The organism is Chryseobacterium sp. 'Rf worker isolate 10', assembly GCF_050753305.1.
Lineage (GTDB): Bacteria > Bacteroidota > Bacteroidia > Flavobacteriales > Weeksellaceae > Chryseobacterium.
Window position 1 is genome coordinate 30,652 of record NZ_JBOZOF010000006.1, and the last position, 26,113, is coordinate 56,764.

Here is a 26,113-nt window from a genome sequence, read left to right on the forward strand (position 1 = left end):
TTTTTATTGTATTGCCATACAGGCAATGAATTTGGTGCCTTTTTCAGGCTGGGTTTTAAGTTTATAAATTGCTTTAATTTTTTGTGCTCTTGACTGAATATTCCTCAGACCAATACCTCCGGAATGAGTTTCTACGATAAAACCCCGCCCGTTATCTTCTATCGTCAGCATCAGATAGTTCAGGGATATCCTTAGGGATACATCCACTCTCGTAGCTTCAGCATGTTTCAGAATATTGGTGATCAGTTCCTGTACAATTCTGAAGAGATTTAGTTTCACAGGGCTGCTGATGGGTATTTGTATAGTGATATGCCGGAAAATTACCTCTACATTTTTATTAACCTGTTCAAGATAATCTGCAATTAAATCTGCCAGTTCAATCTCATCAAGATCAGGTGGTGTAAGATTATGGGATAATTCCCGTATCAGCTGCATCGATTTTTTTAAATCACGATTAAGCTCTTCGGGATTTTTATCATTAAGATTCAGACGGATGAGATTCAGCTGTGAGATGATATTATCATGAAGTTCTTCTGCCAGGCGTTCCCTATCCTGTTCCTGTAAAAGCAGCATATTCTCCCAATGTTCATTTTTTGAATTCCGGACCAGCCGGGAGACTTTCTGTTTGTTTTTTCTGATGTTTTTTAAATAACTAATAACCAATAACGTAATGAATAAAGTTGTTAAAGAAAATAGCCCAATACCGATCCATATCCATACAACTATCTGATCCTGATTTTCCCAACGCCACATCCCAGATTAATAAAAGAAATATAAAAAGACAAGAGCAGGATGCCTCTGAAAAGCCAGATAGGGGCTACCCAATTCAGGTGGTTGCTGATTAAAAAATTAAAGGTAGTGGATATGAGACATTCAATAGAAAAAAACAGGAAAACAATGATGTTCACAATAAACATATCTCTATCTGCCCTGCCTTCCCTAATGATTTTCATAAAATAGGAAGCCGCATAACTACAAATAATAATGCTGGTAATAATATTGGAATAAAAGGTAACCTGCATATCATTTTGTACATACAGCACGTTCGTAATCAGGGTTAATATTGCATAGCAATAGATCATCCATTTTACCTCACGGGAAAGCTGGATATAGTAATTGCTATAGATCACCGTAAGAATCATCAAACCAAAAAACTGGCTCAATGTATAATTGTAGATATTGAATGTATTTAATTTCATCAGCCGTCCGGCCAAATCAGACAACTCCAGCATGAATTCTCCTGAAAGAAGCACAACCACAGGAAGTTTTGATTTTATCCCTTCTTTTACCAATATAATCAGCCCTGTACATAAAACGAGATTAATAATAATCTGCAGATACAGGGATAAACTGTTATACGAAAACACTGGTGCTTTGCTTCAGAAGTTGATAATCATTAAGAGTATCAATAATGGTAAAAGGAGGTCTTGGGGTAGAATAATTTTCTGCGGTCTCACTCATATGATTAATGGCAAGGCTTTTCACCGTAATAATTTCAATATGATAAGGGAAATCCGGATCTTTTTTTTCCAGATCATCTGTAAGTCCGAAGAAACTGGTACAAGTCTGCGCTCCTGTAATCTCCATATTTTTATAATCTGAAAACGGTATGGAAATCAACTGAAAGATATCTTCTGTTTTCTGAGACTGCAGCCATGAAGTCCCAAACATATTCCATCTGAAATTGCGGTTAATGGCAGATTCTGCAGTAATGGGAGGAACATCTATCACAATATCATTGCTGCTTTCTATTTTTGATTCACTAAAATCACGTAAAAAATCTTTGATAAGGATGGTATTGAAGTTGGCATCTTTATCACTTTTAGAATCAATCAGGAAAAATTTCAGCTGCCCTTCATGAATACCTACATAAGCATGAATCATTTTGGGTTCTGCGGTTTCAAGATTTTTTTTCCATTGTTCAATTTCTTCACCTGAAACGCTGAAGTGAGTTCCCTGATTCAAATAATTCAAAATTTCTGCTCCATTCCTGTCAATTCCGTTTTTGTAAGAATCAATAAGATTTTTCCATTTTCTGATAGCTTCAAAGATGTTTTCAGTAGTCATGATAATATTTATTTGTGAATGATAATTATTTTATGTGTTGAAATTTACAAAAAAAACAGACTGGTATTTATTTTTAAATCACATTCAGGTGGAAAATAAAATTTAATTGAATAAAAATGAATTTTTCTTCTGTTTCTGATAAAATTAAACCAGAAACACCCCGTATCTTTGCACCGGAAACCTTCTCATTTAAATAAGTACTGTCATGATTCCATTCCACGAGCTTATATTTTTCATTCTGGCTGCACTCATTTTAGTCATCAGCCCTGGCCCCAATATGATTTATCTGATTTCAAAATCCATTACACAGGGGAAAAAGTCTGGATTTATCTCATTAGCCGGAGTCGTATGCGGATTTTTATTCCATATCATCATGGTTTCCTTTGGTCTTACAGCCGTCTTACTGGCTGTTCCACTCGCCTATACTGTTCTTAAAACATTGGGAACTGTTTATCTCTTATATCTGGCGTATCAGGCTATAAAACCGAAAAGCAGAAATATTTTTGACGTTGACAAAAATGCGGCTCACGACAGTCCCAAAAAGCTTTTCACCATTGGTTTTTTAACAAATGTATTGAATCCGAAAGTAGCAGTCTTCTACTTGTCTTTCTTTCCTCAGTTCATCAAACCTGAGTACGGTTCCGTATTCACCCAAAGCCTGGAACTTGGGGTCATTCAGGTTCTGATCAGCTTCAGCATCAACTTTATCATTGTATTAACAGCTGCAAGAGTTGCCTTATTCTTTTCTAATAATCCGGTCTGGATAAAAGTTCAGAAATGGTTTATGGCCAGCGTGTTAACCTATTTAGCAATAAAAATGGCATTTTCAAAAGCAAAATAAAATCCGGAACAGGTTTCTTTCTGTTCCGAATTCCGGTGTATATTCATATAAAATCTGACTTGAAGAAAGCATCATGGTTATGCACCGCGAATTTGAGATTAATATTCCGGATGTAAAACCGTGAAAATACGTAATTTTACCGTTGCGTATTATCCTCATCACAACAGGCTTAAAAGATGAAACAGACAATTCCCACGTATGATTTAAATGGTATTACCCATCATCAGTTCCATATCAAAAGAATGGATAAGCGGACTGAAGGTGCAGAGGATATCCTTTTGGACAAAGGAATACACCGGGACAGTCATTATATTTTCACCTGTATGGAAAGCGGTCATGTAAGAATGATGGTCGATTTTAAAACAATTGAAGCCAAAGATTCCACTATTTTCTGTGTATTGCCGGGGCAGGTACATCAGGGACTTTTAATGAAAGAGGTGTGCGGATGGTTTGTTGCTGTGAAAGCAGAACTTGTTCCTGATTCGGTACGTTCTTTTTTTGATGAATCTTTGGGTGAGATACAGCCACTTCCGATGGATAAAAGCCTTGTCAAAAAACTCAATACAACAGCAAGTATCCTTCACGCTTCCTATACTAACGAAATGCTTTCCACTAAAGAAGGATTTCTGGTTGTACAGTCACTGCTTAATGCCTTCCTCGGAATGTTTGCCCTGACGTATTCTCAGAAAAACATTTCTCCACCTTCGGGTGAAAGCCGTGCTCTACAACTGTCAAGAGCATTCAGAATCTTGGTTCGAAAAGATTTTAAAACCATGAAAAGTCCATCTGAATATGCAGAAGTTTTAAATATCACCAGAGGATATCTGACTGAAGCCGTTCGTGAAATAACTGGAAAGCCTGCACAGCATTGGATTCATCAGGAAATTTTAATTGAAGCCAAAAGATTACTGGTTTTTACCAATTTGAGTGTAAAAGAAGTGGCTTATGAACTGGGATACAGTGACCACACCTATTTCAGTCGTTTATTTTCAAAACTGGAAGATCAATCTCCCTCGGAATTCAGGAATCAACACCAATAGACACCCAACCACGAATAGTCCAATTAATTCCCCGAAACCGCTATCGGTATTTTCTGATTTTGCAACGTCCTTTGCAATAAAAATGATTTATGCCAAGCCTGCCAAAATGGATCAATGACACTGTAGAAAATGTTTGGTCCTCAAAATTTAAAGAATGTACCGTTAGCCATATAGAAAAAATCACAGATGATCTTTGCCGCATACGTTTCGAAACGGATTTACAGGATGTTCAGTATGAACCTGCCTACGCCATAGGAATAAGAATCAATGACCGGGATTTCAGGAATTATTCTCCTTTCAATTTCAACAGGGATGCCGGAACTTTTGATGTTTTATTTCATCTTCATGACGCGTCTGCTGCCGGAAGTCATTTTGTAACTCAACTGACTAAGGGAGATTCCATCAAACTTTTAATGCCCAGAGGAAAACAATTCTTTACTCCTGATGCCAGAATTCATTTTTCTGTGGGAGATGAAACTTCTTTAGGAAGTTCTATTTCGATTAAAGAAGCAGTAGAGGAATCCGGCTCCTCATTCATCTGTCTTCATGAATTAGAGGAATGTTCTGCGTTAGAAAAGCTGAATTTATATGGTTACTACAGCCCTAAAAACAATACCATGAGAATGATTGAAGCTTTGAATGATTTTCTGAAAGAAGAAAAAGAGACCATCTCTGATGATGAAGTGGTTTTTTATCTTACCGGAAACGGGGAACGGATGTCATTGATCAGAAAATTCCTTAAAGCCAGAGGGGTTTCGCCAAAGCGTATAAAATCACAAGCGTATTGGATTGAGGGTAAAAAAGGACTGTAAAAATGGAGAAAAAAAAGTTTTTCCCTTGAATAATGAAACTTTATCAGGTAATAGAAACCCATTATTACCGGATAAAGTTATCATTATTCTGTATCCTAAAATGCCATACAGATTATTTCAGTTTCTTTCCTAATTCCCTTACTTTTCTCAGCCATTGAGTCCGCTGTTCATCCTTAGAATTCCGGATAATACCTATGTAAGTAACCTTAACGGGCTTTACACCACAATATTCCAATATGGATTTTCTAAGCTGATTCACACTGGGCCTGCCAAAAAAAAGACGGTAATACCATCCCGGCTGATCTAAAGTCGTAATGATATGGGCTGTTTTCCCTTTTAAAAGTTTATCCCACCATACAGAATTTTCACGGTATTTATAAGCCATTCCGGGTAAAAAAAGCCGGTCTATGAATCCTTTCATCAGGGCTGGAAACCCTCCCCACCAAACAGGATGCACCCACACCAAATGATCTGCCCACTGAATAATTTCCCAAGCTTTCATCAAATCCGGCCCAAGTTCCATTCTTTTCTGGTATCCAAACTGTAAGTTGGGATTGAAATTTAAATCCCTTATCACAATTTCTTTTACTTCTGTTCCTGCTTCCACTGCACCCAGTCTGTAAGCTTCTACTATCCCAAAATTGAAGGAATCTTTATTGGGATGTCCGTTGATAATGGCTATTTTTTTCATTGTGTGATATTGATGTTTATGGAATCATAAGCATTAAGCTGCGCCATTAATGATAAAGGCTCATGCAGCTGATGACTGAAATACACCTGATTTTCGTGAGGAGTTCTCAGGAGTTCTTCGGTGTGCAGAACGGCAGATAAAGCGGTGAGTTCTGCCTGTCCTTTTAAACTCTGCAGACTCAGTTTCTTTTGCCCGGACTGATCATCAACTACTATTTCAAAGACAGCCTGATCACCGTTTCCACTGGATCCAAAAATCATTTTTCTTTCTTTTAAAGATAAAATATTGTAGATTCTCAGATATTGAAATGATCCGAGCAGCCAGGTAATGAATTTTGAATTGTAGGTCATTTTCACACTCACATCAGAAATTCTTTCTACTTTGTTGAGAATATACAGATCGGGCACATCAAAATTATAAGCACTTCTCTTCCCGATTCCATAAGAAAAATTAAAGGTTTCGGTATCCAGGAAATGCCTGATAGAAACAGGTTTGTCATTCTTATAATGCACAAAAGGAACCGCCACGTTTTCTGCCATAAAATGGGCAGAGCTCTCTCCTGCCTGATCTTTCACAGAATAATAGACAAAGAGTTTTGCTTCATTAATATCCCCTGAATCAGACAAGGTATTAACTAAGCCGGGGACGATTCCGCCCATCCAACCTGAACTGAAGACAATTCTGCTGTTTACTTCTAATTTTCCGGCAATATCATAGGCTTTAACCAAAGCGGGGGTAGGTTTTGTAATATCCAGATAATCTATCTGATGATCAATAGCAAAGCGAAGTACATGGTCTTCTTTATCATTCACAGAAAGAATGATAAGATGTATTTTTTTGTCTGAGATAATTTTAAAAGAAGAAGGATCTGTAACATCAATCTTCAGGTCTTTATCCGTTTTCCCTCCTTTTCTTCCTCCGATAAAAACAGTAAGATGAGGATTTCTTGATTTCAGGATGCGGGAAATTGTTTTTCCAACTAATCCGTTTCCTCCAATAATTAAAATATTTTGCTCCATAACTTTTTTTGACAAAAGTAGAGCCCTCTTATTTCAATGAGCAGGACAAATGTCTAAAAAGAAATTTCCTTTCTGATACGGCTTAAGTGACGTTGTGTGATTCCCAGATAAGATGATAAATACTGCAGTGGAATTTTCTGAATATAATCCGGATAATTTTTAATAAGTGCAGCATATCGTTGAGTGGCTGTGTCCCTTTGAAGCTGAAAAAACCTATTTTCAAGTTCAAGATATTCCTGTTCTGCAATGATTTTTAAAAATTGAGTCCAGTTCAAAGCATCCTGAACAAGAATATCCATTTTTTCTTTTTTGAGGATCAGCAGTTCTACATCGGTGATCGCCTGAATGCTTTCTTTACTGAGACATCCTGAAATAAATGATGAATAAGCAGCAATCATAGTGTTCGGAAACTTAAAACAATAGGTCATATCTTTCCCATCATCCGAGGTATAGAAAGACCGGAAAATCCCGGAGTTGATAAACGCTACTTCTCTGCAGCGTTCACCTTCCTGTACGAAATAGTCGTTTTTATTCAGCTTTCGGATTTCAAAAAGCTGTAGAAAATCTTCAATTTCATCTTCTGAAAACAGATTAAAGCTTCGAAAATAGTCACGTTCCATGATATCAAATAAGTTTCAGCGAAAATAAATAAAATACTTCTTTGTAAACACAGAGTTTTCATTTTTATAGAATTCTAACTTGGTTTTTGTCATTCTGACGAAGGAAGAATCTCATAAATAACCAGAATTATAAGATTCTTCACTACATTATGAACTACGTTCGCAGACTTTTAGTCTGTGTTCAGAATGACACTTTTGGGGCAACCACTTTTTAAGTAGGAGCATATTGATAAATTTCAATTGAAAACAAAAAAAATCATCTCAGGACGAGATGATCTACCGTTTTGAATTTACTTGAGTTATTTATGAAGATATGAATGATGTTTTGTTGTAACAAAGATAGGTCAACCCTGTTTTTTATGCATCAGTGGAATCCCTAGAATTATATCCGTAAAAATACGGTTGTATAAAAAGAAAAGCCCTGAAGGAAATTACCTTACAGGACTTTGGTTTATCTAACAATATTCAGTTTACTATTTAAAGTTCAAGGTTTAAAGTTATGATTATCATTTACTTTTACCTTTGAATTTTTATTAAAGAGGGCTTACCAATTGCAGGAACCATTCTTTAACTTCTCCGTCCAAATGAGGAGCAAGTTTTTCTTCACAGGTTTTGTGGTAACCGTTCAGCCATGCGATTTCGCTTTCTGAAAGGATTTCTTTTACCACAGTATCTTTAAAGAACGGGCAGAATGTCAATGTTTCAAATTCATAGAATGTTCCATGAATTGTTTTTTCTGATTCTTTTACAGCAATCAGGTTTTCATGACGAATTCCATAATGCCCTTCAAGATAGTATCCAGGTTCGTTGGAACATACCATTCCCGGAAGAAGTTCCTGAGGGTTCAGATCTTTCCTGATGTTTTGCGGCCCTTCATGTACATTCATGAAACTTCCTACACCATGTCCTGTTCCGTGATTGAAATCTTTACCTTCCATCCATAGCGGAAGTCTTGCAATAGCGTCAAGGTGTACACCTTTTGTTCCTTTCGGGAATTTCACCATTGATAAACGGATCAATCCCTGTAATACCAATGTTGAGTTTCTTTTAAACTCTTCCGAAGGTGTTCCTAGAGCAAAAGTTCTTGTAATATCTGTAGTTCCTTCAAGGTACTGACCTCCTGAATCTACCAGGATTGTTTCCTCATTGGTCACTTCTTTGCTTCCTTCTTTTTTGGCAGAATAGTGCATAATAGCACCGTTATCTTTATATCCTACGATGGATCCGAAACTTTCCCCCACAAAATTTTCACCCTCTGCACGGAATCCTTTCAGTTTTTGTCCGATAGAATATTCATTCATGGCTTCTTTTCCTGCATTGTGCGTTAACCAATAAAGGAATTTTACCATCGCAACTCCGTCTCTTACCATTACGGTTCTGAAACCTTCCAGCTCAGCTCCATTTTTCTGGGCTTTCATCAGGTTACCCGGCACCGGAGCTTTGATAAACTCGTTGTCTGCTTTTAAGGTTTCAAAAATCTGTTGGTTGCTGTTTGGAGAAACGAGTACTTTTTCGTTTTTGAAGGTCTTCAGGTAGTTGTAGAATTCTTCGTAAGGCATCATTTTTACAAAGGAATCATCCATTTGTTTTCTTGCTCCTACTTCCATTTTTTCTAATCCCGTGAATAGGACAGCATCATTTTTAGTAATTACAATATATCCTAAAAATACAGGATTACTTTCTACATCACTTCCTCTCAGGTTCAGTGTCCATGCCACATCATCCAGACTTGATATAATGTGTACGGTAGCTTCCTGCTCTTCCATTTTCTGACGGATCGCAGCAATTTTATCAGATACAGATTTACCTGCTCTTTCTACAGGGTGTACGAAAATAGGATTAGCAGATGGAGTTCCTCTGTCTTTCCAGACTTCTTTTAAAAGCGGAACATCTGCCAGCGTAATATTTTTTGAATTAAATTTTTGAGAAAGCAGTTCCCAATTGGCATTAGATGCGGCAACAGCATTCACTGCCACTTTACCGCCTGAAGGAATTTCTGAAATAATCCAGTCGATATAATTAGGAGTTCCTTCCATTCCATCCTTGAAAAGGTCGATTCCGGAACCATCCAGTTCGATAGCAGCTTGTGTAAAGTATCTTCCGTCTGTCCAAAGTCCGGCTTTGCCTTTGGTTACTACCACAAAACCGGCAGAACCTAAGAAACCTGACAGCCAGGCTCTCTCCTGCCATTCTTCAGGAAGGTATTCGCTCATATGCGGGTCTGCAGAATATACTATAAATGCATCAACATTATTTTTCTGCATTTCTTCACGAAGCGCAGCCACTTTTTCCTTTGAAGTCATTCTTTTTATTTTTAACCACCGAAAGTTACAAAAAATTTGATGTCTGAAGCCTAAATTTACCTGCAATTTTGCTCAATATTCCGTTATTTTTAAAGGAACCTTAAAAAATCAAACCTTTAAACATATTTCACAAAACAAACCATTTTATAGTATAAAAAACTACCACATTATCAAAATAATAAATTTTTGGAAAGATTATTGCTACATTTTACTTCATGAAACAGCAAAACTACAATAACCACAGAAAATTTTATCCGCCACATCATTTTGTCTATCTTCCTTTGCTCATCATCTTGGAGATTTTAGGAGTTTATAAAATCTGGGGTGACCCGGAAAATCAGTTGGCCTGGATCCTGTTTTCTATTGTTATTTTCTTGCTTTTTTATCTGGCATTTATGACAAGGCAGCATTATGCTCTGGGACTTCAAAACCGGATGGTTGTCCTGGAATTTAAACAGCGTTATTTCGAGATTTTCAATAAAAGATCTGATGAAGTTGCTGAAAAACTGAAATTCGATCAGATTGCTGCATTGAGATTTACCTATGATGATGAGTTCAAAGAGCTTTTATACAGAGCACTTCATGAAAACATCTCAGGAGATGAAATTAAAAGGTCTATCAAAAAATGGAGAGCTGACCGTCTCAGAATCTAACACACCAACAAAATACATACCTATGAAAAAGTGGACCTTTTACAGTATTGCAATATTCAGTTTATTGACACTAACAAGTTGTGAAGCAGTAGAAACGATTTTTAAAGCAGGGATGTGGTGGGGAATTATCTTAGTCTGTGTAATAGTAGGGATTCTTTTACTGATATTTTCGAAGGGTAAAAACTCTTAACCATGCTTATGGAGAAGAATACAGATTTGGAAATCATTTCTCACCTTAAGCCTTCAAAAATTGTTAAAATAATGAAGGATCCGGAAGCTTCTGCAAAGGCGGTACATCTCGTATATACCACCGATGCAGAAACCAACGGAATTACCCGTAAAAAAACAGGAAAGAACTATTCCTATTATAAAGACGGTGAAAAAATAAAAGATAAGGAAGAAATTACAAGAATCAACAGCCTGGTACTTCCGCCTGCCTGGGAAAATGTATGGATCTGTGCTCTTGACAACGGGCATCTTCAGGCTACGGGTTTTGATGTAAAACAAAGAAAGCAGTATCGTTATCACCCTCTCTGGACTGCTTTAAGAAATCACACAAAATTTTACAGAATGCTTCAGTTCGGGTACGCGTTACCGGAAATGCGGCTGCATATAGAACAGGATCTTGCATTAAGAAATTTCGAGAAGCGAAAAATTCTGGCCTTAATTGTAAGCCTCATGCAAAGAACCAACATCCGTATTGGTAATTCTATTTACGAAAAACTGTACGGTTCTTTTGGCTTAACGACTTTGAAGGATAAACATGTAAAAGTAAAAGGACAAAAAATAACGTTCTCTTTTAAAGGTAAAAAAGGGGTTATGCATCATGTTGATCTTAGAAGCCAAAGGCTGGCCAGGCTGGTTCAGAAATGTAAGGATATTCCGGGAAAAGAGCTTTTTCAGTATCTTGATGATGAAGGCAACCGACATTCTATAGATTCGGGGATGGTAAATGATTATATTAAAGAAATAAGCGGTGAAGATTTTACGGCCAAGGATTTCAGAACATGGTCCGGAACTGTGGGTGCCCTGATTGCTTTTAAAGAAATCGGGTATGCCGAAAATGATACTCAGAGTAAAAAGAAAATAAAAGAGGCTCTTGACATCGTTGCCGAAAACCTGGGAAATACTACGGCTGTATGTAGAAAGTATTACGTTCATCCTTTAGTTATTAATCTTTATGAAAACAATACCATCAAAAAATACCTTGACGAACTGGAAGTCATAGAAGAAAATGACGGAAAAGCTGATCTTACAAAAGAAGAAAAGCTGGTGCTGAATATTCTGGAAAATGAGAGGATGTAAGAGAATGGAAGCTGGGAGATGGAAGTTCTGAAACTCTTAAAAACAACTTCTGAACTTTCAACTCATTTTGTTTAACCTGTTTCAAGACCTCCAGCATCTGACATCCCGCCTCCAGCCTTATTACTACACAGATATTCTACTATTATTCAAAAACTGCGTTCTGTATTCCTTTGGGGTAATTCCTGCAATTTTTTTGAAAAGCTGGGTAAAATGGGAGGCCGTATGAAAATTCAGTTCGTAAGCAATCTCTGCAATATCTTTACTGGAATGAAGTAATGCTTTGCTGTAATTGATATCAATTTCATTGATCCACTGTTTTGGCGACTTCTGAGTTACACCTTTTACACATTTATTCAGATAGCTTTCTGTTACGGACAGTTTATCCGCATAAAAAGCCACCCTTTTTTCCACCACATGGTATTTAAACAAAAGATCCCGAAACTGAAGAGACAGTTCCATAGGCCGTGTCGCAGACTTGTGATGGGCATCCGAGTCTGTGCTCAGCATTTTGATTAAAATAAGATGAAGCATCGTAACTACTATATCATTGATATTCAAATTATTCAACCACAATTCCTGCTCCATTATCGGGAGAAGCTGTGTAATGGTTCCGTAGGTCAGGCTGTCAAGATTCAGGAATGGAGTCATGAAAAAGATACTGCTTTTATGTTTTGGCAGTTCTTGTTCAGACAGGATATTATTCTCATAAGCGAGGAAGAAGCCTTCAATATCATCTGATAACTCAACGGTTGCAGTGATTGTGCCTTGTTTTATAAAGATTACGCCTCCTTTTTCAGCATGATATTCTTTATTTTCAAGATACTGTCTGATATGGCCGTTGGTAACGAAAATAATAAAATTGAACGTTGTACGATATGGAATCACCGGCATCAGAATGCCTTTAAGATAATTTTCTATCCGATACAGCTGTATATCAGCATTGTTGGCTAATGTCTTATCCGTAATATTCGGAAGAAAAAGCTTTTTATATTGAAAATTGGATAGTACTTCCATATCCTTGTTATGATTATTTAAAGTTATACAAAATATTTTTAAAGCAAAAAGTAAGGAAGGAAAAAGGTGAAAGACTAGTCACGAAACCAGAATCTCGTTTATCCTCCAACCCTTATACTCTCCCACTCTCTCACCCTTTTACTCTCTTACTCTCCTACTTAGAACTTATAATACACACCTACTCTCACTCCAAAAGGACTTCCCGGTGTATACGTAAGATCTGTAATAGGTTCTGCTTCTCCTTTTAACTGCGTTTCTGTTGCAAACTGGGCTTCATTCCATTTTACATTGAAAAGGTTATTCAGCTGAACATTTGCTCCCCATTTCTGACGGTTATAGGAAAGCATAAGATCATTTACAAAATAGGCTTTGGTTCTGATGCTGTTATCTTCTACAGCAGGTCTTGCTCCCAGATATCTGTACTGAAGGCCTAAAGAAAAGCCATTCAGGAAATCCCAGTTTACAGATCCTGTGCTGGTGACTACCGGAGCCAGCGGAACATAGTCCTGTCCTTTTTCTTCTCCGGTAAATCTTGCATGGGAATAATTGATATCTGCATTCAGATAAAAGTTTTCCAATGGCTGGAAGCGAACTCCAAGATCCGCCCCGAAACGTCTTGATTTCCCGGAAGGCTCTACCACTGCATCATCTCCTACATACACAAATTCCTGCTGAAGATCCATATACCATAATGCCGGAGTAATAATCAAGGATTTGAATGGATGTAATCGTACCCCGAAATCCGCGCCAATAGAGTATGGAAGCGTATTTTCATTTTTATTGGGAACTACTACTCTCAGGTCATTGGAATGGAAGCCCATCCCTGTTTTCAGGAACCACATTACATTGTCATTCTGAGCGTAGGAGAAATTCAATTTTGGACTCAGTCTTGTTGCTTCTTTTGACTGTCCGGATGGCAGTTGTTCCACATCCAGCAGATTGTGCATATTAAAAATAAAATGATCCACCCTCAAAGCAGGATTGATGGTCCATTTTCCTATTTTCCATATCAGGCCTGAATAGGCATGAAGATTCGTTTCCGTTCCCGTAACATCTGATAATCTGTCAAGCAGAAGGTCTCTGTGATAAACGTGATTAAGCTGTAAAGTATTGATGTCATCATTTCTTAATCCAATTCCTGAAGTCCAGTTTAAGGAACTGTTAGCAAAGGAAAAAGTCTTTGCATATTTCACTTCGGCTCCATAGATATTTCTTCCGTCAGTCTGCTGAATTTCATCACCATGATCCTTATCTTTTAAATTAAAGGTAAAATCAGAATACAGGTTGAAATTGTATCTTGAATAGAAAGCCATGGCATCAATCTGCTCGGAAGGAGAAATAATATGCTTGAAGTTCATCTGCAGATTTGTTCTGGAAGTTTTTCCGCCTTCTGTAGGATCTATGCTTCCCCATCTGCCAATGATTCCTTCGTCTACGGCACGTTCCGGAATCTGTCCGGAAGCATTCCATGAAGAATTGAATGTTGAAAACTGGATGTTGAAATAATCTTTATCAGTAAGCCATTGATTGTATTTTCCAAAGATATTGACTCTGTTAAAATTCTGTTTTACATCGAAAGGTCCGTCTGTATAGTTGTATTCTGCGGCTATATAGGCATTTTTCCGCCCCAGATCATCATGCAGAATATTGAACATTCCCAAGACTCTTTTTGAATTGAATGAACCTCCTTCCAGCTTAATCATACTGTTTTTTAAACCATTATACGTCTGAAAATCTACATATCCTGCGGTGTTAAAGTCTCCACGATCCATATAATAGACCCCTTTTCCAAAATCTATATTATTAACAGTTTCAGGAATTACAAAGTGTAGATCAGAATATCCCTGACCATGGGCGTGAGAAACGATGTTCACTGGCATTCCGTCTACATTTACGCTTACATCAGTACCGTGATCGGCATCAAATCCTCTTAAAAAAAGCTGTTCTGCTTTTCCTCCTCCCGCATGCTGTGCAATAAATAATCCCGGAACTTTTCTCAACAGATCCTGCGCTGAGCTGACCGGAAATTTATTCAGATCAACCTTTGTAATGGCTGATAAAAACGAGCTGTGATTGATGGCTACTTCAGAAATCTGAAAGGGCTTATGCTGTAAAAAAATAACTTTATTTTTATCTTCATCATTGGTCACCACCCATTTTACCTCATCATATCCCTGACGGCTGATCACAAGGGTATCAGGAAGGGATTTTACAGGAATGGCAAATGTACCGTCTGTTCCTGTATGGGTATGGCTGTTTCCGTGGTCGTATTTCACCAAAACATCTGCAATGGGGAATTTGTCATCTGCATCTTTTATCAGCAACTGTTTTTCTGCTTCCTGTGCCATTGTTTTTCCACTGAATGTCATGACCAGAAATACAGCCGCTATTCTTGTTATTTTCATTTTTTGTTTAGTTATATTTTAATTTAATATGTATTTTCGAGGTTAGAAGCGAGAAGTTAGTTAAGGGAATTATCAATCATTTGTGGAAAAACTTTAAGATTCAAATCTTAAACATTGGACTATTCTATCTTCTCACTTAAAACGCTATACTTTTGCTTTAAGAAATGCTTTCTGAATTAAAAGGGTAATCCACGTTCCGGCTACAAATGGGAAAGTAAATACTCCACCCACAATATCCAGGCAATGATTGTCTATTAAAAAATCATCAATAGCAATAGTGATAAGAACTGCGATCAGTACCCATAAACCGTCTGTTTTTTTGACACCGGAAAAAACGATAGCTGAAAGCACCGCATTAAAGCCAAATAACCCCATGTGGATTTCTTTGATGGGTTCTCCGTTCAATTGTGATAATCCTGCACCCAAAATAGAGGCTGCTAATCCATATAAAGCGGCTACCGGAGAGCTGATGAAAACAGCCAGGAAGAAAATAATTCCTGAAACTATCCCTCCCTGAAATATTACTTCCCCAAAACCATTGGTACAGGTAAGAAAGTCATCATATTCTGAAGGAACCACTTCACTGCTCAACATCACAGAAGGCGGAATATGGGTAAAATGATGCAGTGTAAATACTAATACCCATGTAATAATGATGAAAGGAAAAGTAAACACCGGAATTTTCTTCTGGATAAAGAAATGCTGAATAACAGCTGCCAATGCTCCGCCTAATAGTATTAAAATCCAGATCAATGCCGTAGTTTCGAAAAGAAATGCCAATGCTACTCCTACAAGAGCTGCACTGAAACCGTAAAGCCCGGCATTGATTTCAGATTTGTCATAATTAAGCTTCATTGCAGTAAAAGTTCCGGCTGCTGTTGAAAGCAGTACAGCAACTCCACACTGCCAGCTTCCCATAAAGATTCCTATAAGAAACAAAAGCCCGGTCCATCTGTTTTCCTGAAGCATGATCTGCCCGATTCCTTTTAAAACATTGTCTATAAAGGGTAGCTTTTTGAAAAATTCGTCCATAGTTTTTTTAATTTATTAATGATGTAAGGTGAAATATTGTACTAGATGCAAAATGCGGGTTTCGGGTTTCGAGATGCAAGTTTCGGAGTGCGAGGTACAAGGATTAGATACGAGATGGAAAATTCATCATTTTTCAGCTTCAATTCTTTCTTCAACCTTCAAACTCTCAAACTCTCCCTCTCGAATCTCGAAACCGGAAACTCGTTTACCAGCCAAGAAAGACCATTCCGACACCGCAAACAGTTACCACTGCTCCGCTTACCACACCCATATATCTTTCCAGTTTTTCTGTATTGAATAATGTTGAATATCCGTAACGTCCCAGAAGTACCATTCCGAGCATTGTCAGCACTGTAGTTATAGTGAACGAAGTTACCAGTACTGCAATTTCAGACATGGAATGTTTCACTCCTGAATAAAATAGTAAAGGTATCAAAGGTTCACTCGGCCCCATTACGAAAATCATGAAAAGTACAAGCGGCGTTACTTTTATTCTTTTTTGAGGCATTACCACTTCACTGTGATTATGTTCATATACATACACATCATCACCCATTACATCAAAATGCTTATGCGGTTTGTTTCTGATTGCCTGAATAAGACCATATATCAGGTAAACTCCTCCAAAGATCAGCAGAGCCCATCCTGAAAAATTTCCTCTGATATCCTGAAACCAGGAGATTTTATTCAGCTGCCATCCGAGAAAAACCCCGATAAAACCTAAGATCAGGGAACTGAACACATGTCCAAATCCGCAGACAACCGTTAATATAGCTGTTTTCATTCCGCTCCATTTTTTGGATTTTGAGATCACAATAAATGGCAGATAATGATCTGGCCCTGAAGCGGTATGTATAAAACTTATTGAAACGGCACTCAAAAGAAGCGCCCAAACTGTACTGTCCATTTTCTATTTATCTATTGTTGTTCTCTATTAAGTTTTGGCTAAAGCCAATGGAAGCGTATCTTTTAGTATTGCGGGCTAAAGCCCGCCTCTATTGAATATTTTCTCTGTAACTTAAATAAAGAATCATTTTAATTTTTATTCTAAAGACCAAAGGATTTCCTGAATATGCAGGAAGAAATTGTACATCATTTCTCCTCCATGCCCCAAAGCTCTTACTACAAAACCATTGTCTTCCATGGCAGAAACTCCTACTTCTATTTCTTCATGATGTTGCGTTGCAGCCTCAACGATCTCTTCTATCAATCCGTTTTTGTCTACATTTTCCTTTGTACTGTAGAAAATCAGGGTTCCCTGATGGGTATACTGCTCCAGGTTTCCAATGCTGCTGATCGGAATCATGTCAGGCTGAATCAGAACGTTATCTTTCACAACTAGTTTGTTGTTATGATAGATTTCCATCACATTCTGAAAACGTTTTAATTTAAAAACCTCGCCATAATGTTTTCGCCCGCAGGTAATGATCTCACTGATGATGATCTGACTGTTTTTCCCGATATGAATATTCGCTTTGCTCTTAAAATTGGAATCTTCATGGGGAACTATAGGATGAGGAACATAGGCGAAAGAAGTTTCGTCTTCCATAGAGACATTCAGCTCCTGAAGCGCTTTATCTTTCATATTGAAAAGCCTCTGATAAGATTGTGACTGCAGCTGAAGGGCAGATCCTTTTTCGAGGGTAACATCCAAATGGTAATGGTCTCCATCCAGAATTCCCGGAGAGGAGCTCATCACCATCTGATAGAGCTTTTTGTCACTTTTCCGCTGTCCTACAGAAACTACTCTGAAAGGAAGCGAGACATAAAGGTCTTTCACATAGGATTCTCCTCCCTTGAATCCTGCAATTATATTTAAACGACTATCCATTTATCTTACTAAGTTCGGTTCTTCAATCTCTTCCAGAAGGGCATATTTTTTAATCCAACCTATTACTTTATCCAGTCCTTCATCTGTTTTAAGGTTTGTGAACACGAAAGGATTTCCTTTTCTCATTCTTCTGGCATCATTTTCCATTACTTCAAGGCTGGCTCCAACGTAAGGAGCAAGGTCAATTTTATTGATGATCAATAAATCTGACCTTGTAATACCGGGACCTCCTTTTCTAGGAATTTTTTCTCCTTCTGCTACGTCGATGATGAAAATGGTAACATCTGCAAGGTCCGGACTGAATGTCGCAGAAAGATTATCTCCTCCACTTTCGATAAGAACCAGTTCGATCTCCGGGAAACGGGCTGCCAGCTCATCTACTGCTTCAAGGTTCATACTTGCATCTTCACGAATAGCGGTGTGAGGGCATCCTCCTGTTTCTACCCCGATAATTCTGTCGTGGGGAAGAAGGCTGTTTTTTGCCATAAATTCAGCATCTTCTTTGGTATAAATATCATTAGTAATTACTCCAAGATCATAGGTTCCAAATAATTTTCTGCTTAACCGTTCCAGTAATGCCGTTTTCCCGGAACCTACAGGTCCTGCTACTCCTACTTTTATATACTTTCTATTTTCCATTTTTTTAAATTTTAATTGATTTTTTAAACGCGATGGGCGTTGTTTTTTTATTAACTGAGAATAATGTAAGGGATGCAAAGGCATTTCATTCGGCTAATAAGCATTCATATTCATTGAGTCTTACGCTTCTTTACTTCCTTAGCTTTTCCAATCTTCTTTTATCATTTTGCCTTTCCTCCCTTTTGTCTTTTATTTTTATTTTTTATGACATATAAAGTCTTGAATAGAGTCTTTCATGCTGCATACATCTAATATCAAAGGCAGTATTACAAAGCCCCACCATATCTCTGTCCAGTTCCATGGTTTCCCATACTGTTTTTTCCATTACGGGATAGAGTGAGAATAGAATATCCTGTCCATCCAGCTGCCCAAGAGGAACCAGCTTTACTGCATTCGTGATCATTCCGGCAACCGAAGTATAATAGAACCCTAAAAGAGCTTCATACAAAGGAATTTTCATTAGATAAGCATACACTCCGAATACGATACAGTAATGAGAATTGGCTTCTTTATTCTGAACTGCCTTTTCAAAAGCTTCCATAAAAGGGAAACTGTCTCTTCTTTTGAAGATTTTGATCAGTCTGAGCCCCAGTTTCTGGCTGGCCTGGCGGATTTCTTTCGGACATTTTATCGCATTACATTCATTATCAAGAAGTATCAATGCCTCTAAGTCTCCTTTTTCGGCTGCTTTATAAGCCAGTTTTACAAAAGCACCATCATTGAATTTAAGATTGTACTGAAGCATATTCTGCACAAATTCTTTTGCAGTTGCCAGATTATGTACAATTCTTTCCTGAACATATGTTTCAAGTCCGTTGGAATGGGTATATCCTCCGATAGGAAGTGTAGGATCTGCAAGATGAAGCAGTCCCGACAGGAAGTTAATGTTCATATTATTCATCTTTTGGGGCGGCCATTTTTAAGATTTTTGTAAAGATTGTTGATCCCAGACTTCCATGTCCGTGAGGCTCTACATTAGATTTAAGAAGATTCAGCAGTTTCACAGATTGTTTTTCCGGTTTGAAACCGCTTGCTTCCAGCCATCTGAACATCGGCATTTCGAAAGGGAGCAATACTTTATCATTCTGAATGAAAAGCGGAATATGTTTGTTTCCGATCTCATAACATACAGTACCCATTTCCAACAGTGAAGCGGGTGACATCACGATAGCTTCTGTTTCCAGAACATTTACCGCAATTATTTTTTCTGCATCCTCAAAAAGAATATCTCCTTCACGCAAACGCTGCCCTTCTCTGAGAAATTTGATGGCAACATCAGTTCCCTGTCTGGTCTTTTTACGCTGGATTCTTTTGGTGGTTTCAAACCATTCCAGATCAAGATAGTCTATGGTTTTCTCCGAAGGATTTTCAGCGAGATTGCCTATGATTTGATTAATTATCATTTTTAGATTTTTTTCTGAAGTCTAAGTTTTTGGAGATACCTACCCCGAAAGTGGAACCACTGATTCCTGCTACATAGCTTTTTGTCCAGCCTTCTTCTTTTGTTTTGGTCTGAAGCATGGATAGCTCTGCAAATTTGAATTTCAGCGCCCAGCCTCCTCCTAGTAATATCCCGATCAAAGGATAGGCACGAAGACGGAATCCGTTAAAATTCTGCATGGCATCTGCTGCTGTTGAAAGCTGCTGCCCCCAAACATAGTGAGCATCCACCTGGCCAATCAATACAAAGTATTTCCCAAGCATTACTGAAGGGCTGTACCAGATACCGGCTTCATTTTGTTTATAAACCACGTTATGGTCAACCGTATTCTGCGAATAAGCATAATTGACTCCGACAAGATCATTATTATTAATGAAATACCCTACTCCAAGCGGTGCGCTGGAAACGGTACTGCTGCTGCTTGACGGTGTTGTAATTTTAGAATAATCTAATGAACCATACACCATAAACTGCCCTTTTGGCCCATCTTCATCACTTTTCAGCCTGTGCCCGCCCAGAAATTGAGCACTCAGATTTCCTGAAAGCATTGAGATACCGGCCATGACAAGAGAAAAAACTGCTTTATTTAAATATTTCATTCTATACTTAGTTCTATAATTGTTTTAAATTGTATTGAATAAGCTTTGATTAAACCTTATAGGTTTCAAAAACCTATAAGGTTTGTATTCATTATTGCTTAAGTTTATCCTTAGAACAAGTAATAAAGCTGTGTTAAAGGAAGGGTTTCCGCTGGTTCACAAGTGATGTATTCACCATCTACCGTTACTTTGTAATTTTCAGGATTCACTTCAATTAAAGGAGTCTTATCATTATGGATAAGGTCTTTTTTACCAATATTTCTGCAGTTTTTCACCGGAAGAATCATTTTTTCCAGTTTGTAAGAAGCAATTGTTCCGTTGTCTATAGAGATCTGAGAAACAAAATTCGCACAAGTACCAAACTTCGCTTTTCCGTGAGCTCCGAACATATTTCTGTAAATAACAGGCTGAGGCGTTGGGATAGATGCATTAGGATCTCCCATTTTAGCAGCAATTACAAATCCTCCTTTTACAATCATTTCCGGTTTTACTCCGAATAATGCAGGTTTCCAAATCACCAAATCCGCTAATTTTCCTTCTTCAATAGATCCTACATATTCTGAAATACCGTGTGCAATAGCTGGATTGATGGTATATTTAGCCACATATCTTTTTGCACGGTAGTTATCGTTTCCAGTATCTTTATCTTCAGTGAGATCACCTCTCTGCTCCTTCATTTTACTTGCTGTCTGCCATGTTCTGGTGATCACTTCTCCTGGTCTTCCCATCGCCTGAGAATCTGAACTCATGATACTGAAAACTCCCATATCATGAAGGATATCTTCTGCTGCAATGGTTTCAGGACGGATACGCGAATCTGCGAACGCTACATCTTCAGGGATGTTTTTGCTCAGGTGGTGGCAAACCATCAGCATATCTAAATGCTCATCGATTGTATTGACCGTGTAAGGGCGTGTAGGGTTGGTAGATGCTGGCAACACGTTTGGATACATTGCTGCTTTAATAATATCTGGTGCGTGGCCTCCGCCTGCTCCTTCTGTGTGGAAGGTGTGAATTACTCTTCCGTTGATCGCTCTCATTGTATCTTCCAGGAATCCTCCTTCATTCAGAGTATCGGTGTGGATGGCCACCTGAACATCATATTTATCAGCTACTTTCAGCGCAGCATCAATCGTTGCGGGAGTTGCTCCCCAGTCTTCATGAATTTTTACTCCCAAAGCACCTGCTTCCACCTGTTCTTCGATAGGTTCTTCTGCCGAGCAGTTTCCTTTTCCAAAGAAACCAAGGTTCATAGGATATTCTTCTGCAGCTTCAAGCATTTTCTGCATGTTGAATCTCCCCGGCGTAACCGTTGTAGCATTGGTCCCGTCATTAGGACCTGTACCTCCTCCGATCATTGTTGTAATTCCACTGTAAAGCGATGTTTCAATCTGCTGAGGACAGATATAGTGAATGTGGGTATCAATTCCTCCGGCAGTTACGATATAGCCTTTTCCTCCGTGAACCTCCGTTGAAGCACCAATGATCATATTAGGCGTTACCCCATCCATTGTATCAGGATTCCCTGCTTTTCCGATTCCTACAATCTTGCCGTCTTTGATTCCTATATCTCCTTTTACAATTCCCCAGTGATCAATGATTACGGCTCCTGTGATACAAAGATCCAGAACACCTTCGTCTCTTTTAGCGGTAACATTCTGTCCCATACCATCACGTACGGTTTTTCCTCCTCCGAAAACGGCTTCGTCTCCGTAATGAGTGAAATCTTTTTCAATTTCAATAATAATTTCGGTGTCTCCCAGTCTGATTTTATCTCCGGCTGTAGGCCCCAATATATTGGCGTATTGTTTTCTGTCTACGTGTAAGCTCATCTTAGTGATTTTTAAAGTTTAATTCTTCAACTTTTGCAAGGCTTGCTTTTTTCTGTTCTTCAGAATCTACCTGTCCGTCAACAAGGTTGTTGAAGCCCATTGCTTTTTTGGCTCCTCCTATTTCTACCAGTTCCACTTCTTTTTCTTCTCCCGGTTCGAAACGTACTGCAGTACTTGCTACAATATTCAGTCTCTTTCCGAAAGCTTTTTCGCGGTCAAAGCTCATTGCTTTATTAACTTCAAAAAAATGGAAGTGTGAACCTACCTGAATAGGGCGGTCTCCGGTGTTTGTTACTTTTATTTTTACAGTTTCTCTGCCTTCATTGCAGATAATTGTACCTTCTTTTACAAAAATTTCTCCTGGTATCATAATCAGTAGGTATTAACGGATTGGGTTGTGTACGGTTACCAACTTCGTCCCATCCGGGAAAGTTGCTTCTATTTGAACATCGTGGATCATGTCTGCCACGCCAGGCATTACATCCTCTTTAGTAAGAAGATTAGCACCTTCCTGCATCAGTTCAGCTACCTTTTTCCCGTCTCTTGCGCCTTCAAGCAAAAAATGACTGATGAGTGCTATTGATTCAGGATAGTTTAATTTTAGGCCTCTTGCTTTTCTTTTCAGAGCGAGTTCGCCTGCCAGAAACAGCATAAGCTTTTCCGTTTCTCTCGGTGTTAAATGCATAATATTTTTATTTAAAATTGGACAAACATTATCTGGTCCACCTCTCCATAAAGGCAAATAGACATGTTCAAAAATGTAAAATGGGAATGATTCTTACGGATCTGTATTAACGAGAATACAAACCATGACAGATCATTAAAATGTTAAAAAGAGATTAGCAGCCAGCTATCTGCAAGCAATGATACAGAATGTATCTTGGCGCGGTAATATAAGTACGGCTTTGAATGGCCGCAACCTGTGTATTGTAAGTATAGCCTGCAAAGAAATAGTATAACCACTGCTGTGCAAGTATTGAGTAATCAAATTTCACTTTCTCCCAGTCATTGGAATCCTGTACATCCTGTACATCTGAAAAGCTGTACATTTCAGGTTGAGTCTGCTGATCAGATTTCTGCTGAAGAAGATGAATTTTTGAAAGGATATCAGAGTATGGTTGAGTTTTCCCTTTATGTGCAAAAAGACCTGCACACAACGCTGAGAAAAATATCACAAAAGAGAAAAATAAGACTCTTTTTTTCATACCTGTTAATAATGGTGTAAAATTAGAACAATCCTCAGTCCCCGGCTATCAAAAAAATTATTTAAAATGTTCAAAATCGCAACAAATGTGAATTTATACAATTTTAACATTACACTACAAATCCCTTATTTACAGTGGTTAATAGCTATTTTTAAAGTATGACAAATATTTTATTGTCCCATTTCCTATAATTATAGCAAATCAGCGTATTTTTTTCTCAAACCTAAAAAAAAGACCAAATATGTTAACATTTCACAAAGTTTACAGTCAAAATAAGTTGATATATTATTAGCTGGTCTATTTTAGAGTTTATCTGTCAAAAACGGGCGGTATTTTTTCTTTCTTTATAATTATTGTAAATTTGTATACGCATCTTATTTAAATTTAATAAAATAATAAAACGTAATATGTCAAAAGCAATTTCGCAAGTACCATTAGCGGTAAACGAGCCGGTAAATTCATACGAACCGGGATCTCCGGAAGTTAAAAGCCTTATCGACACTTATAAGAAAATGTGGGCTGAAAAGGTAGAAATCCCAATGATCATCAACGGAAAAGAAGTAAAAACTGATACAAAAGTACAGCTTCAGTCTCCACAGGATCATGCACATGATTTCGGATTTTACTATCAAGGTGGTATGCAGCATGTGGATGACGCTATCAATGCGGCATTGGCAGCTAAAAATGAATGGAATGAACTAGGCTGGGAACAGCGTGCAGCAATTTTCTTAAAGGCAGCTGATCTTTTGGCTGGTCCTTACAGAGATGTAATCAACGCTGCAACAATGATCGGGCAGTCTAAAAATGTACACCAGGCTGAAATTGACGCAGCGTGTGAGTTCATCGACTTCTTAAGATTCAATGTAGAGTTCATGACAGAAATGTATTCTGAACAGCCAGTTTCTGACAACGGAATCTGGAACCGTGTTGAGTACAGACCATTAGAAGGATTCTGCTTTGCGGTAACTCCATTCAACTTTACTGCTATTTCCGGTAACCTTCCAACTTGTATGGCGATGCTAGGAAACGTAGTGGTTTGGAAGCCTTCTGACAAGCAGGTATATTCTGCAAAAGTAATCATGGATGTATTGACAGAAGCGGGTCTTCCTGCAGGGGTTATCAACATGATCTTTACAGATGGAAAAGAAACAGCTGAAAAAGTATTGGCTCACCGTGATTTTGCAGGTCTTCACTTTACAGGGTCTACAAAAGTATTCCAGGGAATGTGGAAAATGGTCGGTGATAATATCCATAACTACAGAACATATCCAAGAATTGTTGGAGAAACAGGTGGTAAAGACTTTGTAATCGCTCACCCGTCTGCTAACGTAGAAGCTGTAGCGACTGCATTGGTAAGAGGTGCTTTCGAATATCAGGGACAGAAATGTTCTGCGGCTTCAAGAGCTTATGTACCAAAGTCTCTTTGGGCTGATGTGAAAAAAGTAATGGAAGCTCAGATGAGCACCATTAAAGTAGGTTCTCCTGAAGATACTTCTAATTTCGTAAATGCTGTAATCGACAAAAATTCTTTCGAGAAATGTAAAGGATATATCGACAGAGCAAATGCTTCCGGTGAAGCTACTGTAGCAATCGGAGGAAAAGTGGATGATTCTAAAGGATGGTTTGTACACCCAACAGTAATTGAAACTACGAATCCTCAATACGAAAGTATGGTAGAAGAAATCTTTGGCCCAATCCTTTCTGTATTTGTGTATGAAGATCAAGACTGGAAAGAGACCCTTAAATTAGTAGATTCATCTTCTCCATATTCATTGACTGGTTCTGTATTCTCACAAGACCGTTATGCTATCAATGAAGCTTACAAAGCTTTGGAAAATGCATCTGGTAACTTCTACATCAATGATAAGCCAACTGGTGCCGTAGTAGGTCAACAGCCTTTCGGTGGTGGTAGAGCTTCAGGAACCAACGATAAAGCAGGTTCTAAAATGAATCTTCTAAGATGGACGTCCGTAAGAAGCGTAAAAGAAACGTTTGTTTCTCCAAAAAACTACAAATATCCATACCTAGGATAATAAAAGATAAATGATCATTGATAAATGATTTAACAGCCTCGGAATTTCGGTTTCGGGGCTTTTTTGTGGGATGAATTTCGGGTACGAGACGCGGATATGAGGTTTAAAATATAAGGCTACGGATAATTAGAAAGGCTATTTTATCCACTCTAACTCCCAAACTCTCCCACCCTAATCCCTGCTACCTGCCACCTAACATCTTTTAACAAATTTTACCTATACTTTACGACTTCCTTTACCCTGTTAGGAATAATTGTTGATTTTTTATACATAACACCCCAAAATAAAAATAGTATGAAAAAGTTATTGCTAGCAGTCGTTGGAATAGGAATATTTGCAGTGAGCTGTGGAACCAAAGAATCGACCATGTCAACAAGCAGCAGGGATTCAGCAAAGGTAGACAATGCGCGAAAAAGCGTAACGCCTACAACTACTGATACCATGGCTACCAAGATGACGAATCCTGACAGTATCAAGATCAAAAAGGATTCTGTGGTGAAACCTCCTGCCAAATAGTAATTATAAACATTCAATCTAAAAATGGAAATCTGCAGATGAAAGCTCTGCAGATTTTTTATTAGATAGCCACAAATGTTGGATCTATAATGAAGTTTTGGCTTGAAAAGACTCTTATCTTAGGTTTTGGCTAAAGCCGATGATTATATATTATTTTAAAGGCGGGCTAAAGCCCAGCCCTATTGAATTATTGAATCCAGACATTTAAAGCAACA

28 protein-coding genes are annotated in these 26,113 nt (G+C 38.1%); 8 read left to right on the forward strand and 20 right to left on the reverse strand.

Features of this window, described 5'->3' with window-relative positions; translation table 11 throughout:
• Nucleotides 1-3: 3 nt before the first annotated feature.
• Genes LKL37_RS21150 through LKL37_RS21160 form a run of 3 tightly spaced genes read right to left on the reverse strand, consistent with a single transcriptional unit; the run spans nt 4 to nt 2,067 of the window.
• Nucleotides 4-753 (reverse strand): sensor histidine kinase, encoded by a 750-nt coding sequence (locus LKL37_RS21150; protein WP_431612387.1) that lies wholly within the window; start codon nt 751-753, stop codon nt 4-6.
• Nucleotides 723-1,367 carry a hypothetical protein gene (locus LKL37_RS21155; RefSeq protein WP_431612388.1) on the reverse strand — a complete coding sequence of 215 codons (645 nt, stop codon included), beginning with the start codon at nt 1,365-1,367 and terminating at the stop codon, nt 723-725. Before LKL37_RS21155 ends, LKL37_RS21150 begins: the two co-directional genes overlap by 31 nt.
• Nucleotides 1,354-2,067 (reverse strand): hypothetical protein, encoded by a 714-nt coding sequence (locus tag LKL37_RS21160; RefSeq protein WP_431612389.1) that lies wholly within the window; start codon nt 2,065-2,067, stop codon nt 1,354-1,356. The genes LKL37_RS21155 and LKL37_RS21160 overlap by 14 nt, the downstream gene beginning before the upstream one ends.
• Nucleotides 2,068-2,272: 205 nt before the next feature.
• Here LKL37_RS21160 and LKL37_RS21165 point away from each other — a divergent pair, with 205 nt between their 5' ends.
• The 3 genes from LKL37_RS21165 (at nt 2,273) to LKL37_RS21175 (ending at nt 4,760) form a co-directional block, all read left to right on the forward strand.
• Entirely contained in the window at nt 2,273-2,908 is a 636-nt protein-coding gene (locus LKL37_RS21165; protein ID WP_431612390.1) for a LysE family translocator, read from the forward strand.
• Between the two features lie 176 nt (nt 2,909-3,084).
• Nucleotides 3,085-3,948: a helix-turn-helix domain-containing protein gene (locus LKL37_RS21170; protein ID WP_431612391.1), complete on the forward strand. Its 864-nt coding sequence runs from the start codon at nt 3,085-3,087 to the stop codon at nt 3,946-3,948.
• Nucleotides 3,949-4,037: 89 nt separating this feature from the next.
• Nucleotides 4,038-4,760 (forward strand): siderophore-interacting protein, encoded by a 723-nt coding sequence (locus LKL37_RS21175; RefSeq protein WP_431612392.1) that lies wholly within the window; start codon nt 4,038-4,040, stop codon nt 4,758-4,760.
• A gap of 112 nt (nt 4,761-4,872) precedes the next feature.
• Here LKL37_RS21175 and LKL37_RS21180 read toward each other — a convergent pair whose 3' ends face one another.
• The 4 genes from LKL37_RS21180 to LKL37_RS21195 all read right to left on the reverse strand — a co-directional run bounded on the left by LKL37_RS21180 (nt 4,873) and on the right by LKL37_RS21195 (nt 9,393).
• Entirely contained in the window at nt 4,873-5,451 is a 579-nt protein-coding gene (locus LKL37_RS21180; RefSeq protein WP_431612393.1) for an NAD(P)H-dependent oxidoreductase, read from the reverse strand.
• Nucleotides 5,448-6,470, reverse strand: coding sequence for a saccharopine dehydrogenase (locus LKL37_RS21185; protein WP_431612394.1), 1,023 nt, complete (start codon nt 6,468-6,470; stop codon nt 5,448-5,450). Before LKL37_RS21185 ends, LKL37_RS21180 begins: the two co-directional genes overlap by 4 nt.
• A gap of 53 nt (nt 6,471-6,523) precedes the next feature.
• Entirely contained in the window at nt 6,524-7,090 is a 567-nt protein-coding gene (locus LKL37_RS21190) for a Crp/Fnr family transcriptional regulator (RefSeq protein ID WP_431612395.1), read from the reverse strand.
• A gap of 533 nt (nt 7,091-7,623) precedes the next feature.
• Nucleotides 7,624-9,393 (reverse strand): aminopeptidase P family N-terminal domain-containing protein, encoded by a 1,770-nt coding sequence (locus LKL37_RS21195; protein ID WP_431612396.1) that lies wholly within the window; start codon nt 9,391-9,393, stop codon nt 7,624-7,626.
• Nucleotides 9,394-9,608: 215 nt separating this feature from the next.
• Here LKL37_RS21195 and LKL37_RS21200 point away from each other — a divergent pair, with 215 nt between their 5' ends.
• From LKL37_RS21200 to LKL37_RS21210, 3 genes are read left to right on the forward strand one after another with little or no spacing between them, the layout of a single operon-like run.
• Complete coding sequence (locus tag LKL37_RS21200) at nt 9,609-10,046, forward strand: DUF6526 family protein (RefSeq protein ID WP_431612397.1); 438 nt, start codon at nt 9,609-9,611, stop codon at nt 10,044-10,046.
• A gap of 22 nt (nt 10,047-10,068) precedes the next feature.
• Nucleotides 10,069-10,236 carry a phosphatidate cytidylyltransferase gene (locus tag LKL37_RS21205; protein WP_105703723.1) on the forward strand — a complete coding sequence of 56 codons (168 nt, stop codon included), beginning with the start codon at nt 10,069-10,071 and terminating at the stop codon, nt 10,234-10,236.
• Nucleotides 10,237-10,244: 8 nt separating this feature from the next.
• Nucleotides 10,245-11,351, forward strand: a complete 1,107-nt coding sequence (locus LKL37_RS21210) for a DNA topoisomerase IB (RefSeq protein WP_431612398.1) — start codon at nt 10,245-10,247, stop codon at nt 11,349-11,351.
• Nucleotides 11,352-11,474: 123 nt separating this feature from the next.
• On the opposite strand, the gene LKL37_RS21215 is transcribed toward LKL37_RS21210, so the two are convergent.
• The 13 genes from LKL37_RS21215 to LKL37_RS21275 all read right to left on the reverse strand — a co-directional run bounded on the left by LKL37_RS21215 (nt 11,475) and on the right by LKL37_RS21275 (nt 23,349).
• The gene (locus LKL37_RS21215; protein WP_431612399.1) at nt 11,475-12,365 is read right to left on the reverse strand and encodes a helix-turn-helix domain-containing protein; all 891 of its coding nucleotides are present in this window, start codon (nt 12,363-12,365) and stop codon (nt 11,475-11,477) included.
• A 158-nt stretch (nt 12,366-12,523) separates the two neighbouring features.
• Nucleotides 12,524-14,770, reverse strand: a complete 2,247-nt coding sequence (locus LKL37_RS21220; protein WP_431612400.1) for a TonB-dependent receptor — start codon at nt 14,768-14,770, stop codon at nt 12,524-12,526.
• Between the two features lie 144 nt (nt 14,771-14,914).
• Nucleotides 14,915-15,802, reverse strand: coding sequence for an urea transporter (locus tag LKL37_RS21225; protein ID WP_431612401.1), 888 nt, complete (start codon nt 15,800-15,802; stop codon nt 14,915-14,917).
• Between the two features lie 205 nt (nt 15,803-16,007).
• Nucleotides 16,008-16,709 carry a hypothetical protein gene (locus tag LKL37_RS21230; protein ID WP_431612402.1) on the reverse strand — a complete coding sequence of 234 codons (702 nt, stop codon included), beginning with the start codon at nt 16,707-16,709 and terminating at the stop codon, nt 16,008-16,010.
• A gap of 135 nt (nt 16,710-16,844) precedes the next feature.
• A complete protein-coding gene (locus LKL37_RS21235; protein ID WP_431612403.1) occupies nt 16,845-17,633 on the reverse strand; it encodes an urease accessory protein UreD in 789 nt (262 codons plus the stop codon).
• Complete coding sequence (gene ureG / locus LKL37_RS21240) at nt 17,634-18,272, reverse strand: urease accessory protein UreG (protein ID WP_047094673.1); 639 nt, start codon at nt 18,270-18,272, stop codon at nt 17,634-17,636.
• Nucleotides 18,273-18,474: 202 nt separating this feature from the next.
• A complete protein-coding gene (locus LKL37_RS21245; protein ID WP_431612404.1) occupies nt 18,475-19,164 on the reverse strand; it encodes an urease accessory protein UreF in 690 nt (229 codons plus the stop codon).
• Nucleotide 19,165: 1 nt separating this feature from the next.
• Entirely contained in the window at nt 19,166-19,675 is a 510-nt protein-coding gene (ureE, locus tag LKL37_RS21250; RefSeq protein WP_431612405.1) for an urease accessory protein UreE, read from the reverse strand.
• Complete coding sequence (locus tag LKL37_RS21255) at nt 19,665-20,312, reverse strand: hypothetical protein (protein ID WP_431612406.1); 648 nt, start codon at nt 20,310-20,312, stop codon at nt 19,665-19,667. The genes ureE and LKL37_RS21255 overlap by 11 nt, the downstream gene beginning before the upstream one ends.
• 110 nt (nt 20,313-20,422) lie before the next feature.
• Complete coding sequence (gene ureC / locus LKL37_RS21260; protein WP_431612407.1) at nt 20,423-22,144, reverse strand: urease subunit alpha; 1,722 nt, start codon at nt 22,142-22,144, stop codon at nt 20,423-20,425.
• 1 nt (nt 22,145) lies between these two features.
• Nucleotides 22,146-22,514: an urease subunit beta gene (gene ureB / locus LKL37_RS21265; protein WP_431612408.1), complete on the reverse strand. Its 369-nt coding sequence runs from the start codon at nt 22,512-22,514 to the stop codon at nt 22,146-22,148.
• Nucleotides 22,515-22,526: 12 nt separating this feature from the next.
• Nucleotides 22,527-22,829, reverse strand: coding sequence for an urease subunit gamma (gene ureA / locus LKL37_RS21270; protein ID WP_065398656.1), 303 nt, complete (start codon nt 22,827-22,829; stop codon nt 22,527-22,529).
• A 154-nt stretch (nt 22,830-22,983) separates the two neighbouring features.
• Nucleotides 22,984-23,349, reverse strand: coding sequence for a hypothetical protein (locus tag LKL37_RS21275; protein ID WP_431612409.1), 366 nt, complete (start codon nt 23,347-23,349; stop codon nt 22,984-22,986).
• A gap of 407 nt (nt 23,350-23,756) precedes the next feature.
• Here LKL37_RS21275 and pruA point away from each other — a divergent pair, with 407 nt between their 5' ends.
• Both pruA and LKL37_RS21285 read left to right on the forward strand, forming a co-directional pair.
• Nucleotides 23,757-25,382, forward strand: coding sequence for an L-glutamate gamma-semialdehyde dehydrogenase (pruA, locus tag LKL37_RS21280; protein WP_431612410.1), 1,626 nt, complete (start codon nt 23,757-23,759; stop codon nt 25,380-25,382).
• A gap of 294 nt (nt 25,383-25,676) precedes the next feature.
• Nucleotides 25,677-25,898 carry a cytochrome C551 gene (locus tag LKL37_RS21285; RefSeq protein ID WP_431612411.1) on the forward strand — a complete coding sequence of 74 codons (222 nt, stop codon included), beginning with the start codon at nt 25,677-25,679 and terminating at the stop codon, nt 25,896-25,898.
• The last annotated feature ends 215 nt before the right edge of the window (nt 25,899-26,113 follow it).

Bases quoted from the DNA above. Each gene is read 5' to 3' on its own strand.
- LKL37_RS21220 (WP_431612400.1), bottom strand. From the start codon at position 14,770: ATGAAAATAACAAGAATAGCGGCTGTATTTCTGGTCATGACATTCAGT.
- LKL37_RS21190 (WP_431612395.1), bottom strand. From the start codon at position 7,090: ATGGAACGTGACTATTTTCGAAGCTTTAATCTGTTTTCAGAAGATGAA.
- LKL37_RS21205 (WP_105703723.1), top strand. From the start codon at position 10,069: ATGAAAAAGTGGACCTTTTACAGTATTGCAATATTCAGTTTATTGACA.
- LKL37_RS21195 (WP_431612396.1), bottom strand. From the start codon at position 9,393: ATGACTTCAAAGGAAAAAGTGGCTGCGCTTCGTGAAGAAATGCAGAAA.
- LKL37_RS21285 (WP_431612411.1), top strand. From the start codon at position 25,677: ATGAAAAAGTTATTGCTAGCAGTCGTTGGAATAGGAATATTTGCAGTG.
- ureB (WP_431612408.1), bottom strand. From the start codon at position 22,514: ATGATACCAGGAGAAATTTTTGTAAAAGAAGGTACAATTATCTGCAAT.
- LKL37_RS21210 (WP_431612398.1), top strand. From the start codon at position 10,245: ATGGAGAAGAATACAGATTTGGAAATCATTTCTCACCTTAAGCCTTCA.
- LKL37_RS21235 (WP_431612403.1), bottom strand. From the start codon at position 17,633: ATGGATAGTCGTTTAAATATAATTGCAGGATTCAAGGGAGGAGAATCC.
- LKL37_RS21185 (WP_431612394.1), bottom strand. From the start codon at position 6,470: ATGGAGCAAAATATTTTAATTATTGGAGGAAACGGATTAGTTGGAAAA.
- LKL37_RS21165 (WP_431612390.1), top strand. From the start codon at position 2,273: ATGATTCCATTCCACGAGCTTATATTTTTCATTCTGGCTGCACTCATT.
- LKL37_RS21160 (WP_431612389.1), bottom strand. From the start codon at position 2,067: ATGACTACTGAAAACATCTTTGAAGCTATCAGAAAATGGAAAAATCTT.
- ureE (WP_431612405.1), bottom strand. From the start codon at position 19,675: ATGATAATTAATCAAATCATAGGCAATCTCGCTGAAAATCCTTCGGAG.
- LKL37_RS21275 (WP_431612409.1), bottom strand. From the start codon at position 23,349: ATGAAAAAAAGAGTCTTATTTTTCTCTTTTGTGATATTTTTCTCAGCG.
- LKL37_RS21215 (WP_431612399.1), bottom strand. From the start codon at position 12,365: ATGGAAGTACTATCCAATTTTCAATATAAAAAGCTTTTTCTTCCGAAT.
- LKL37_RS21255 (WP_431612406.1), bottom strand. From the start codon at position 20,312: ATGAAATATTTAAATAAAGCAGTTTTTTCTCTTGTCATGGCCGGTATC.
- LKL37_RS21170 (WP_431612391.1), top strand. From the start codon at position 3,085: ATGAAACAGACAATTCCCACGTATGATTTAAATGGTATTACCCATCAT.
- LKL37_RS21230 (WP_431612402.1), bottom strand. From the start codon at position 16,709: ATGGACAGTACAGTTTGGGCGCTTCTTTTGAGTGCCGTTTCAATAAGT.
- LKL37_RS21200 (WP_431612397.1), top strand. From the start codon at position 9,609: ATGAAACAGCAAAACTACAATAACCACAGAAAATTTTATCCGCCACAT.
- ureC (WP_431612407.1), bottom strand. From the start codon at position 22,144: ATGAGCTTACACGTAGACAGAAAACAATACGCCAATATATTGGGGCCT.
- pruA (WP_431612410.1), top strand. From the start codon at position 23,757: ATGTCAAAAGCAATTTCGCAAGTACCATTAGCGGTAAACGAGCCGGTA.
- ureG (WP_047094673.1), bottom strand. From the start codon at position 18,272: ATGGAAAATAGAAAGTATATAAAAGTAGGAGTAGCAGGACCTGTAGGT.
- LKL37_RS21225 (WP_431612401.1), bottom strand. From the start codon at position 15,802: ATGGACGAATTTTTCAAAAAGCTACCCTTTATAGACAATGTTTTAAAA.
- LKL37_RS21150 (WP_431612387.1), bottom strand. From the start codon at position 753: ATGTGGCGTTGGGAAAATCAGGATCAGATAGTTGTATGGATATGGATC.
- ureA (WP_065398656.1), bottom strand. From the start codon at position 22,829: ATGCATTTAACACCGAGAGAAACGGAAAAGCTTATGCTGTTTCTGGCA.
- LKL37_RS21180 (WP_431612393.1), bottom strand. From the start codon at position 5,451: ATGAAAAAAATAGCCATTATCAACGGACATCCCAATAAAGATTCCTTC.
- LKL37_RS21245 (WP_431612404.1), bottom strand. From the start codon at position 19,164: ATGAACATTAACTTCCTGTCGGGACTGCTTCATCTTGCAGATCCTACA.
- LKL37_RS21175 (WP_431612392.1), top strand. From the start codon at position 4,038: ATGCCAAGCCTGCCAAAATGGATCAATGACACTGTAGAAAATGTTTGG.